At 32.1% G+C, this 12,535-nt stretch carries 9 protein-coding genes; 7 read left to right on the plus strand and 2 right to left on the minus strand.

Going from position 1 to position 12,535, the window contains the following annotated elements; translation table 11 throughout:
• The first annotated feature begins 71 nt into the window (after nt 1–71).
• From AAFU52_RS21835 to AAFU52_RS21850, 4 genes are all read left to right on the plus strand, one after another.
• Nucleotides 72–1,013: a hypothetical protein gene (locus AAFU52_RS21835; protein ID WP_438423543.1), complete on the plus strand. Its 942-nt coding sequence runs from the start codon at nt 72–74 to the stop codon at nt 1,011–1,013.
• Nucleotides 1,014–1,023: 10 nt separating this feature from the next.
• Complete coding sequence (locus tag AAFU52_RS21840) at nt 1,024–2,262, plus strand: alpha/beta hydrolase (RefSeq protein WP_084050269.1); 1,239 nt, start codon at nt 1,024–1,026, stop codon at nt 2,260–2,262.
• A gap of 190 nt (nt 2,263–2,452) precedes the next feature.
• Nucleotides 2,453–2,833: a hypothetical protein gene (locus AAFU52_RS21845; RefSeq protein ID WP_438423544.1), complete on the plus strand. Its 381-nt coding sequence runs from the start codon at nt 2,453–2,455 to the stop codon at nt 2,831–2,833.
• An 8-nt stretch (nt 2,834–2,841) separates the two neighbouring features.
• Nucleotides 2,842–3,759, plus strand: coding sequence for a DUF6624 domain-containing protein (locus AAFU52_RS21850; RefSeq protein ID WP_438423545.1), 918 nt, complete (start codon nt 2,842–2,844; stop codon nt 3,757–3,759).
• A gap of 71 nt (nt 3,760–3,830) precedes the next feature.
• On the opposite strand, the gene AAFU52_RS21855 is transcribed toward AAFU52_RS21850, so the two are convergent.
• Nucleotides 3,831–4,532: a LytR/AlgR family response regulator transcription factor gene (locus tag AAFU52_RS21855; protein WP_024770169.1), complete on the minus strand. Its 702-nt coding sequence runs from the start codon at nt 4,530–4,532 to the stop codon at nt 3,831–3,833.
• On the minus strand, nt 4,529–5,668 hold the full coding sequence (locus AAFU52_RS21860) for a sensor histidine kinase (protein ID WP_438423546.1): 1,140 nt from the start codon (nt 5,666–5,668) through the stop codon (nt 4,529–4,531). Before AAFU52_RS21860 ends, AAFU52_RS21855 begins: the two co-directional genes overlap by 4 nt.
• Before the next feature lie 275 nt (nt 5,669–5,943).
• On the opposite strand from AAFU52_RS21860, the gene AAFU52_RS21865 reads away from it, so the two are divergent.
• From AAFU52_RS21865 to AAFU52_RS21875, 3 genes are all read left to right on the plus strand, one after another.
• Nucleotides 5,944–7,863 (plus strand): ankyrin repeat domain-containing protein, encoded by a 1,920-nt coding sequence (locus tag AAFU52_RS21865; protein ID WP_024770171.1) that lies wholly within the window; start codon nt 5,944–5,946, stop codon nt 7,861–7,863.
• Between the two features lie 64 nt (nt 7,864–7,927).
• Nucleotides 7,928–8,821, plus strand: coding sequence for an ABC transporter ATP-binding protein (locus AAFU52_RS21870; protein WP_438423547.1), 894 nt, complete (start codon nt 7,928–7,930; stop codon nt 8,819–8,821).
• 49 nt (nt 8,822–8,870) lie between these two features.
• Nucleotides 8,871–12,503, plus strand: a complete 3,633-nt coding sequence (locus tag AAFU52_RS21875) for an ABC transporter permease/M1 family aminopeptidase (RefSeq protein WP_438423548.1) — start codon at nt 8,871–8,873, stop codon at nt 12,501–12,503.
• The last annotated feature ends 32 nt before the right edge of the window (nt 12,504–12,535 follow it).

Genomic DNA, 12,535 nt, shown 5'->3' on the forward strand with positions numbered 1-12,535 from the left:
ATAAATATGATGAATGAGTACATGGCTATCCTGTAGTCTATATGTTACCAAACATTATAAAAATTTTTACAATGAGAAATTACAACTTTATATTTTTAACACTTGTATTTGCACTATTTTTAAGTGCTTGTAATACTAAAAAACAGAATTCAAAAGACAGTGACTCACAAACTACAGAAGTATCTTATTTTGGACAAGATCCACCGGGCTTAATTCCTGAAATTTTTGCACCTGGAATTATTTCAATAAATGGAAGATATGAACATGGTATTTCGTTTTCTCCTGATTTAGATGAAGTATATTTTTCAGCTAATAAAGAAGACGAAGATCCAAGTATATATTTTTCAAAATTCGAAGACAAAAAATGGACAAATCCTAAAAAAGCAAACTTTACAAAAGGCAAAAAAGTTGGTGAAATGCATCCATTTGTTAGTCCTAATGGTAAAAAGATTCATTTTGCAGCCCATGACTCTTTTACATCGCCTCACCATAAAGAATCAGTTAAAACTTGGTATGTAAACCGTTTCAAGAATTCCTGGAGTGATGCTATACAGCTTGATTCACCTATAAATGAAGATTTTGTTTTTTATTCGAATGAGGCGAAAAACGGAGATTTATTTTATACCAATGTGTCAAAACGAAAAATGTATTATGCGCCTAATAAAAATGGCAAATTTCCCCAAGTACATGAAGTTGGAATTGAATCTGGTTTTCACGGTTTTATTTCCCCGTCTCAAGATTTTTTAGTGGTAAATGCACGAAATAAGGAAGATGACACAAGAAAAGACAGCGATATTTATGTCTATTTTAAGAAGAAAGACGGGACATGGTCAAAACCAATTAGCCTTGGAAATGAAGTAAATTCTAATTTTGCTGAAACATGCCCTAGTATTACTCCAGATGGTAAATTTTTATTTTTTGGCAGATATAACGAAAAAGGTGGATTATCAAACTTTTATTGGGTAAGCGCAGAGGTTATTCATAAAGTAAGACCTGATGACTTGAAACAATAAATACGAACAAATGAAACTATTCAAAATTTTAGTTCTAGCAATATTAATGTTCCTTAATAGCAGATGTACTGAAGCACAGCAGTCAATACCTAAAGATTTACAAAAGGAGACAATTAATAGTGGAGAACCAATTATTATAGGACAAAAATTTAAGATACACTCCAATGTATTGGGAGAAGAAAAAGAAATATACATTTCATTACCTCATAAATACGATGAACGAGTACATAGTTATCCTGTTGTTTATGTATTGGAAGCTGAGTTTTTGTTTGAAGCTGCGGGTACAATTACAAAATATATGGCAGCTCGAAGTAAGATGCCTCAATCAATTATAATTGGACTCTCGAATGGAGAATTTGAAAAACGAAAAGAACTTGGTTACAAAAAATGGAATGGGATTCCTGAAAAATATATTGAATTTTTTAAGAAAGAACTTATTCCATATATCGATAAAAGCTATAGAGTAAACTCTCATCGAACAATTATTGGATTATCACCAACCAATGGATTTTTATTTGAAGCATTTTTATCTGAGCCAAATATGTTTAAAGGGTATATAGCGTTATCAGCACATTTAGAATGGAATAGAAAGGAAGGGGAGGAATTGTTTGATGAAATACTGTCTAAAACAAATGATCCAAATTATCCCAAAAACACCCTCTATTTAGGTAGAGCAGATAATGATTTAATTCAACACCCGAATGCAAAAGCAGCATATACTGATGCAAAACAAAAATTAGAAAATATCCAAACTACAAATGCGACTATTAAACTTGATATCCTAGAAAATGAAGAACACTATTTAATGTCTTTGGCTGGAATTAGAAATGGTTTTGCAACAATTTATCCTAATAGTTTATGGAGGAATCCTGGTTGGATGGGTTGGGACAAAAATGAAAACTACGCACAAAATTATTATAAGAAGTATTATGATAAGTTATCCGCAATTTATGGTTTCGATATTTATCCTGTAGAAGATGGGCATTCGTATGGTTATTATTTGTCTGGTAAGGCCTATGCTGCAAAGAAATGGGGTACAAATAAACAGGTTATCGACCTCTTAGAACTTGGTATAGGGTATTATCCCAATTCAGCCAATTTGCATATGCTGCTGGCAGAGGCATATCAGACAAAAGGAGATGCTAAGTTAGCATCAGAAATAGCGAAAAAAGCATTACTGCTAGTTGAGAAATATCATCCTGAAGAATTAGGTGCTTATAAAGAACAATTGGAAAAGCAACTAAAATAAACACATCTATTTTAACTGATTTTAAAGCCTTGCTATCTAGTAAGGCTTTTATTTTTAACCATATTGTAATCATTAAAAACGAGGTAAACTTGTTAAAACCCCATTTAATCATGTCATTTATCACCAAACCTTAAAAGCAATCACCTTTGGCGACTAAATTTGAAGAAATATAAATACAAATTCTATAATTATGAGAATGCCTTTTTCAGAATTTATTGCTAGTGGTGATTTAAAATTTATTGTTGTCTTTATCATATGTACTGCTAGCGCTGGTTATCATTTTTTTAAAAAATTACAAGCTAAAAAAAATCAAGAAAATCAGGAGTCGGCTAAACATCATAACTTAAAAATTTATAATGCTGCTTTTTGGATAGGTATTCTAAGCGTTCTGTCTTTATTATTAGGACTTATGCATAGTTTCTATTTTATTGGAAAAACAGGAGGGATTGCTCCAGAATTAATCTTTCAAGGAATTTCTAATACATTAATTACTCCTGTGCTAGGAGTTTGTTTATTTATGGTTTGCAGAATTTTACATGGAATAAGTAATTCTAACCCGTTAAAGTCTTAATTGCTCTTATGAAACACATAATTTTAGTGCTAAGTATTGCTGTAATGAGTACAGTATGTATGGCTCAATCATCGACTGGAGATTTGTTAAGACAAAAAGGAAAATTAAAAGAAGCTATTGAAGCTTATAAAAAGGATTTTGATACATCATCAAAAGATTGGAAGAACATATATAATCTAGCCTGTGCCTATGCACTCACTTTTCAAAAAGATAGTGCCTTTCATTATCTAGCTATAGCTTTAAAAAGTGATACGTCGTTGTGGGCTCTGGCAGATCCTGATTTATTCGCATTAACTGATGATATTCGTTGGCAAAAAGTTGAAAGCGAACAATTGCAAAGATATCAGGAAAAGGAAGGAAACTTAGAACAACCTCAATATGCTCTAGGATTACTTAGATTAATTAGTAAAGATCAGGCGTTGGATTATTATATTGATCAGGCAAAAGATCATTTTATGAAACAAGGACATGCACCCCAATGGTATTATCCGTTAGGAGCGTATAAGCAAGAAATTTCAAAAAATAACTATGAAAAAATGAAAAGCCTCATTAATCAACATGGATGGCCTAAATATTCGACAGTTGGTAAGTTAGCAGCAGATGCTCCTTTGTTGATTATCAATCATCATAAGAGTAATGATGTGAGAAAAGAGTTTTTGTCAAAAATAAAAAATAATTGTTTTGAAGGTGAGGGTAGCTGTATAGAATATGCAAAAATACAGGATAGGATACTGGTAAATGATAACAAATTACAGTTGTATGGAATGCAATTTAGGTATAATAACAAGAGAAATCTAGAGCCTTTTCTTATTAAAGATCCCGAATATGTAGATCATCGTAGAAAAGCAATAGAATTAGAACCATTAAAATTATATCTGAAACGTAGAATTAATTATGAATGGGATGTAAAACAAAAAAATAAATAATATTGAAGAGCAGTTGCAAAGGATAACATTCTTAAAAAGTAAAGCAGAATATTTTTACCCTCCGGCAATTACTACTTTAATAACTGGATAATATTTGTTTTATAGATTTTTCCGATAGGGATAATATGATCGCCGATACCTATTCTGTTTCCTTCAATACTTTTAATATGTTTTGTTGCCACTGCAAATGATTTATGTACCTGTAAAAAATAATCTTTTGGAAGCAATTCTAGGAGATCAGATATTTTCTCCCTAACCGTTATAGTTTCTGTTGTTGTAATTACTTTAGCATAATTTCCCGCTGCTTCAATATACTGGATAGTATCAATAACTACTTGTGTATATTTTTTGTTACTGTGAAGAAAAATAGTTTTTGCTGAAGTACTATTTCCAGCAATTTCTGTTGGGAGTTGCACTACGGGTGATGAGCTTACTGCCTTGTTTATTGCTTTTAGAAAACGCTCGAACCCAAAAGGTTTTAGCAGATAATCAGAAATATTAAGCTCATAACCTTCTAGAGCATATTCTTTATACGCCGTAGTTACAATAACTTTTGGGGAAGAAGGTAACGTTTTTAAGAACTCAAAACCTTTTAATTTTGGCATATTGAGATCCAGAAAAATTAAATCTACCTTGTTTTTATTTAAATATTCAAATGCTTCTAATGCATCATAGCAATTCTTCATCAATTTCATATTGGGTAATAAATCGCAATACCCTTTGATAATATCATGAGCTATATGTTCATCATCAATAATTAAGTATTTGATCATAATTGATTTAATATTAGTTGCGCTTTATAAACATCTTCTGTTACAGTATACGATATAGAATGCTTTTTAGGATAAACGAGTTCAAGTCTTCGCTCCAGATTATTTAAACCAATTCCGGATTGTTCAGTATTTTCTGAAGGATCAAAATTATTCTCAACCTCAAAACGTATTTCATTTTCTCTGGCAATCATATCAACATGAACATAAGCATTCTCTCTTAAATTTTCTACACCGTGCTTGAAAGCATTTTCTAAAAGTATAATAAAAAGCAAAGGCATCACTTTATATCCTTCATTTTCAATTTGAAGATTAAAATTAACAGATATAGCTTTGTGATAACGCATTTTATGCAACTCAATATAATTTTTTAAGTATGCCACTTCTTCTTCTAGTGTAACCACATCTTTTTGTCCATCATAAATACTATAACGCATCATATCAGAAAGCTTAAGAATCAATTCTTTTGCTTTCTTCGAATCTTTATCTACCCAACCGTATAAATTATTAAGCATATTAAAAAAGAAATGAGGATTTACCTGGCTTTTTAAATGCAATAATTCGGTTTTTGCTTTTTCATTTTTTAATGTTAAAATTGATTTTATTTGTTTGAAAATCCAACGGGTTGCTAGAAAGAAAACCAACGGAAAATAAATAAAAACGATAATAATCAATGCGTCATTATTCTCATATTCATCAAACATTATCAAAGTCCTTCCTCCACCTATTACAAAAGACCAAAAGATTAGTTTTTGTATCACTGATTTGGAAATAGTGGGAGCTCCCTTTTTCTGGAGGTAGTAATTTCTGATAAGTACAGCGCTAAAGACTAAAATATAAATAAACAATAAGACAAAAACAGAAGTAAACTCTGGATGATTAGGTTCAGATTCAAATATTCCGATAAAACATATTAACCCCGTTAAAGTCGTGGTGATTCTAATCTCATTTTTTGTCCATAATCGAGAAGAATTTCTTTTCTTTTTTCTATTGAATAACCAGAAAATCAGTAAATATCCAATACAACTAACTGCCAAAAAAACAAATAAAGTACCTGTAAGTTCGATACCCGAAGCCATACAAATCACTCCACTAAGCCATAAAAAAATAGAAATCCCCAGAGAGATTATCAATCGCATATTTTTTTTTAATAGTAACATCATATACCCAAAACTAGGGTAATAAAATGGTACATCCAAAGAAGTTGATAAACATACTCTATACAGGTTTCAACTTCTAGAAAAGTGTGATCAAGTCACTTTATACTCACCAAAAGCCTTTGTATCCCTTACCAAACCATACTTATCACATTTATCATAATATCACTAGGCTTGGCTATTATGTTTGGTCAAAATAATTCAATCAAAAGGAACAGTCATACAAATACTAACCATTCTAAACCATATCACATACTATGAAAACACATGTATTTAATTTTGTTTATTCTTTTATAACTCTATTAATTTTTAGCACGGCCACCTTGGCTCAAGAACAAATCACCAGTGACAAAATTGTAACCAGTATCATAGGAAACTGGGATGGCAATATCGTTATCAATGAAAATAAATCAGTAGGTATTATCTGGCGTTTTGAGAGGTCAGATCAAGGTAAACTAATCGGTTTTATGGGGCCAGCTTCTAAAGGAGTAGCGACATTACCAATGCAGAATATTGTTGTTACCGATACAGCACTCGATTTTGTTATTCATTCAGAAGGTAGCTATTCTGGTCAAATTTCAGAAAAAGAAATTACAGGCACCTGGAGTTCTAAAAGCGGAAAACAACTTACTCTAAATATGGTTAGAGAATTGACTAAGGAACAGATTAAGAAACGATTCAATACAACCAAAACAGGCAAAAACTCCAGTGATATTCATCAAAATATTAAGTTGGGCGATGTAGAAGCCGTTAAAGCTTTTTTAGATAAAGGCAATGATATCAATAAAAGCTATGATAAAGGATACACTTTGCTTTTATATGCTATAAAAAACGATAGAACTCATGAAGTAACTAAATATTTATTGAATAGTGGTGCAGATCCAAATTTAGTTTCTGATGGTATAACACCATTAATGTATGCGGTTGCATATAGAAACTACACAATTATTAAAGAACTTATCGATCATAAAGCAGAAATCAATTATGTGAGTAGTAAAAAACAAACTGCATTGGTATTTGCTATTAAAAGTAGAGATAAAAAAGCACTTCAAATACTAATAAATTATGATGCGGATCCTTATTTAAACATCCATGATGAGTATACGGCTATTGATTTAGCAAAAGAAGATAACATCAGAGATATTTTAGAAGTATTGAAAGTGCCTTATAAAGAACCTTCTGATGGTCCTTACGTAACCGAATCTGAAACAGAACGTATTGCTGTTTGGGTAAGTGAAGGAAAAAAACATATCAAAAAATTCAGCAACAAAACTCCTCAAGCAATTGAATACAATGGGATGAAAGCTACTTTATGGGGAGGCAATCCTGCTGAAGTAGAAATGCTGGAGTATAATGGAGAATTCAAAATTGCCGCTATCAGCGATATTCATGGACAATACAATGTATTTATCCAATTATTACAACATAATGGCATTATCAATGAGGATAAGAAATGGAACTTTGGTAATGGTCATTTTGTAGTTACCGGTGATATTTTTGATCGGGGATCTCATGTAACCGAAGTATTATGGTTTTTATATGATTTAGAAAAACAAGCAGAAAAAAGTGGAGGGAAATTGCATGTATTACTAGGGAATCATGATGTAATGGTTCTTAATGGTAATCTACGCTCTGTACACCCTAAATATAAAGACATCGCAAATATATTAGACAAACCTTTAGAATCTCTTTTTGCTAAAGGTAGTGTTCTGGGAGATTGGTTGCGAACTCGATCAGTTTTGGTCAAAATAAATAACCTTCTATTTACCCATGGTGGATTTCATCCTGATCTTGTATCAAAAGGGTTATCAATAGACCAAATCAATAAAGAATTTAAACAACAGCTGGTAGTTAGTGAATTGCCCGAAGCACGTAATGATCTTGGTACTTATCTACATAGAAATAATGGCCCAATCTATTATAGAGGGTATTTTCAGGGAGAACTGGCAACCGCAAAACAAATTGATCAATTACTAAAACATTTTAAGGTAGAACATATAATCGTTGGTCATACTACACATAGACAAATTGAAACACGTTACCAGGGAAAAGTAATTGTTATTGATGCAAATATGAAAAGCGGAAAGACGGGTGAAATTCTATTGTGGCAATCAGGTGAATTTGCTCGTGGAACTCTTTCTGGTCAAAAACTCCCTATGCTACCCGAAGAAAATTAATAACTCAAATCATAACAAGTACTGTATATCTCATTTTACAATTTCAATCAAAAAACGAACAATTATGGAATTAGTCATTAAAAACTTAACAAAGACATATAAAAACGGAGTGAAGGCGATTAACAATCTAAATCTTGAAATAGGAACAGGAATGTTTGGATTATTAGGACCTAACGGAGCTGGAAAATCTACACTAATGCGAACTATTGCTACGCTTCAGGAAGCAGATGAAGGTACAATCACATTTGGAGACCTGGATGTCTTAACTCAAAAAAATGAAGTACGAAAAATTTTGGGATACTTACCACAAGAGTTTGGAGTATATCCTAAAGTATCTGCAGAAGTATTATTGAATCATTTGGCTGTACTTAAAGGATTGACAAATACTAAAGAAAGAAAAGAAGTTGTTAAGGCCCTTTTACATAAAACAAATCTGTACGATCACAGGAAAAAAAATATGGGAGGTTATTCTGGCGGAATGAAGCAACGTTTTGGTATAGCACAAGCGCTACTTTCTAATCCAGAACTTATTATCGTAGACGAACCAACCGCCGGTCTAGATCCTGCAGAACGAAACCGATTCTATAATTTGCTAAGTGAACTTGGTGAAAATACTGTAGTCATCCTTTCTACCCATATTGTTGATGATGTTAAAGAATTGTGTACCAATATGGCTATTGTTAATCGGGGAGAAGTACTTCTGAAAGGAAATCCGGTTAAAGCTATCGAGCAATTGAAAGATAAGGTATATAAAAAAACAATTAAGAAAAATGAATTAGAGCACTATAAACAACATCATGTGGTGATCGCAGAAAAATTCCTACTTGGTAAGCCTGTCATTCATGTTCTTAGTGAAAACGATCCGGGAGATGGATTTATACCGATTCAGGCAGATTTAGAAGATGTGTATTTCTCACAAATTTTTGGCAGAGGTCAATATCAGAATGCATTGTCATAAATATAGACAGATCTAATATTTTCATTTCAAACTAATCTCAACTAATATTATGTGGTACGAAATACTAAAATTCGAAATTAAGTACAGAACCAAACGCCCTGATACCTATATATACTTTGCAATTGTATTTTTATTTTCTATAGTAGCGGCAGATGTTCTTATGGATAGAAACTCTGGCGCCTTAGGAACAAATTCTCCTCAGGATATAGCTAGAATAATGGCAATTGTTTCTGCTTTTTTTACTATGATTACTTCTATGATCATGGGAGTAGCTGCTTTAAGAGATTTTGATCATAATATGGAATCTCTAATGTTTATAAATCCCATTAAAAAAAGGGATTATCTAATTGGACGTTTTATAGGATCATTTATCATATTACTTTTTATTTTCTGTGGCCTGCTTTTTGGGCTTATGCTAGGTGAATTTATGCCGTGGCGTGATGCAGACGTTATGTTACCTTTCAATTTCTGGCATTACTTACAACCTTTCCTGTATCTGGTTATACCTAATATATTCTTTTGCGGGGCAGTTTTCTATGTGGGAGGTGCTTTAAGCCGAAAATTAATGTTTGTATACATTCAGGGAGTGTTTTTACTAATGGCATATATAGTAACCCTTACATTATTAAAGAACCCGGATAATCGTTTTTTTGCTGCTCTACTGGACCCCTTTTCTTTTCAAACTATTAGTGTATTAACTCAATTCTGGACCAAAGCAGAACGAGGTATATTAATGCTTCCTATAGAAGGAGTACTACTATACAACAGGTTGTTATGGATAGGAGTAGGGATAATTACATTGATAATAGGGTATTATAAGTTTAATTTCAATTTGGTTAGAGGCAAAGCCTCAAAAAAGAAACTAATAGCTATTTCTGAAGAAGAAAACAAGTCTACTGTACACCATTTGGATAGTCAAGTTCCAAAGGCTAATTTATATTTTGATATTAAAGCTACTATTTTTCAATTCTGGAAGCACGTCTTATTTAATTTCAAATCAATTCTTAAAGAAACTTCATTCTGGGCCATTGTTCTTTGTGGGATGAGTATCATATTTATCAACTCTATCAGTTTAGATACCTCTTATGGTGTTAATAGTTATCCTGCTACATATATTATAGTAGAAGAGCTTCAGGAGATGTCTATCTATTTCTTCTTAATGATTCTTTTGTTTTATTCTGGCGAACTTGTATGGAAAGAAAGAGATACAAAATTGAATGGTATCTACGATGCCATACCCATATCTGATTTTATCAATTTGGCAGGTAAGTTTGTTGGGCTTATACTTATATATATAGTATTAATGTCGGCTTTAATATTGGCAGGAGTAATTTTCCAAACATTAAGTGGGTATTACCACTATGAATTGGATGTATATTTCTATGGTTTTTTTATTGAAATCTTTCCATTTCTTATCCTTTTAACATTTATTTCCTTTTTTTTCCAGGTTCTGACGAATCATAAATTCTTAGGCCATATTATGGTTGTAATCTTCTTCTTTGTTACATTTATTTTGCTAGAAGTATTAGAGTTAGATCATGGATTATACACTTTTGGTGGAGGAGATTTAGGAACATATTCAGATATGAATGGTTATGGGCATTTTCTATGGCCATACATGAGTTTCAAAATATATTGGATTTTGTTTTCTATTATTCTATTTATCATTACCACTATATTTTCTGTAAGAGGTACAGAAACACATATAAAAAAGCGTTGGAAACTAAGTAAACAACGATTGACCAAGCCTTTGATAAAGCTAGGTACTGTTACTATCTTAATCTTTATATCATTAGGTAGCTATATTTTTTACAATACTAACATTCTTAATGAATATTCATTTCCGAAGGAAGAGAGTACGTATAGAGCAAATTATGAGAAAAAACTCAAACATTTTGAGTATTTGCCACAACCAAAAATTGTAGATGTAAACTTAAAAGTAGATCTTTTTCCATATGATAGAGACTATTCGGTTGAAGGGTACTATATGCTAACGAATACGCATAATATAGCTATTAATGAGGTTCATATTCAAAAATTACCAAATTACCAGGTAGCAATTGAATATATTAAGTTTGAAAATGGAGCTACAGTAAATAATGATAATGAAGAGTATAGTTATTATGTCTATAGATTAAATACAGCTCTGAAACCGGGAGATTCTGTTAAAATGGAGTTTAAGCAAACATTTACCACAAATGGTTTTGTTGAAAAATCAAATACCAAAATTGTTTATAATGGAACGTTCTTCGATAATTTCCATTTTCCAACACTAGGATACAATAGAAACCTCGAATTACATGATGATAATGAGCGTGAGGAGTATGATTTGAAACCTAGAAGTAGAAGAGCCAAAATAAATGATCCGCAAGCAATTAAACAAGGTAGATCAAAAGGAGATGGAGAAGAAATTAATTTTGAAATGATTATAGGTACTGATAGCAGTCAAATCGCTATTGCTCCTGGTTATTTACAAAAGAAATGGAAAGAAGGCAATCGTAACTATTATCATTATAAGATGGATAAACCCATGTCTAATTTCTATTCTATTGTTTCAGCAAAGTATGAAGTGTTGAAGGATAAGTGGGTGCCTATACATGATAGCCTGGGTAGTTCTGTTGACTTAGAAATTTATTATCACAAAGGGCATGAATATAATCTAGATAGAATGATGAAAGGAATGAAAACGTCTTTTGATTATTTTAGTACCCATTTCGGGCCTTATCAATACAAGCAAATGCGAATATTAGAGTTTCCTCGATATCAGACTTTTGCTCAATCATTTCCAAATACAGTACCCTTTTCTGAAGGTATAGGGTTCCTGATGGATATTGATGATGAACATGATGTAGACATGGCTTTCTATATAACTGCTCACGAGCTGGCACACCAATGGTGGGGGCACCAGGTAAATCCTGCCTCTGTACAGGGTAGAGGAATGATTTCTGAAGCTTTGGCTCAATACTCTGCCATCATGGTGCTTAAAGAAGCATATCCCGAAGAAAAAGTACGGCAGTTTATTAAAACACAAATGAATCGTTACCTAACAGGAAGAGCTGGGGAACAAATAGGTGAGATGCCTCTGTCATTGGTAGAATCTGGACAAAAATACATACATTATGGCAAAGGACTAGTGAACCTTTACGCCTTACAGGACTATATTGGAGAAAAGATGGTTAACCTTGCTTTAAAACGTTTTATCAGAGACTGGAATAGTTATGATGGCCTGTTAAAGACAAAGACAGAAAGATATCCTACTACAATAGATTTATTAGGTTATTTTAGGGAAGTTACACCTGATAATCTACAGTATATTATTACTGATTTATTTGAAACAGTGACATTATATGAAAATAAGGCTACCAAAGGAGTGTATGAAGAGCTTTCTAAAAATACATTTAAAGTAAACTTGGCATTAGACGTTACAAAATATCGTATTGATAGTACAGGAGTAGAAAAATCAATACCTGTACAGGATTGGATTGATATTGGCGTATACGGAGAAGGACCTGATGGAGGAGAAGAGTTAATTTATTTAGAAAAACACAAAATTATTGATCAGATAATGCAATTAGAAATTCTTGTGGATCAAAAACCGATCAAAGCAGGTATTGACCCGCTAAATAAACTAATCGATAGAAAAACTGAAGACAATCTGCAAACACTTATTAATAGTAAGTAAAATAACAAGGTAATTACATAATCAAGCCAATT

Origin of the sequence: Aquimarina macrocephali (assembly GCF_051627225.1) — a bacterium.
In the GTDB taxonomy this organism is placed as follows: domain Bacteria; phylum Bacteroidota; class Bacteroidia; order Flavobacteriales; family Flavobacteriaceae; genus Aquimarina; species Aquimarina macrocephali.

Bases quoted from the DNA above. Each gene is read 5' to 3' on its own strand.
- AAFU52_RS21860 (WP_438423546.1), bottom strand. From the start codon at position 5,668: ATGCGATTGATAATCTCTCTGGGGATTTCTATTTTTTTATGGCTTAGT.
- AAFU52_RS21835 (WP_438423543.1), top strand. From the start codon at position 72: ATGAGAAATTACAACTTTATATTTTTAACACTTGTATTTGCACTATTT.
- AAFU52_RS21865 (WP_024770171.1), top strand. From the start codon at position 5,944: ATGAAAACACATGTATTTAATTTTGTTTATTCTTTTATAACTCTATTA.
- AAFU52_RS21840 (WP_084050269.1), top strand. From the start codon at position 1,024: ATGAAACTATTCAAAATTTTAGTTCTAGCAATATTAATGTTCCTTAAT.
- AAFU52_RS21855 (WP_024770169.1), bottom strand. From the start codon at position 4,532: ATGATCAAATACTTAATTATTGATGATGAACATATAGCTCATGATATT.
- AAFU52_RS21870 (WP_438423547.1), top strand. From the start codon at position 7,928: ATGGAATTAGTCATTAAAAACTTAACAAAGACATATAAAAACGGAGTG.
- AAFU52_RS21845 (WP_438423544.1), top strand. From the start codon at position 2,453: ATGAGAATGCCTTTTTCAGAATTTATTGCTAGTGGTGATTTAAAATTT.
- AAFU52_RS21850 (WP_438423545.1), top strand. From the start codon at position 2,842: ATGAAACACATAATTTTAGTGCTAAGTATTGCTGTAATGAGTACAGTA.
- AAFU52_RS21875 (WP_438423548.1), top strand. From the start codon at position 8,871: ATGTGGTACGAAATACTAAAATTCGAAATTAAGTACAGAACCAAACGC.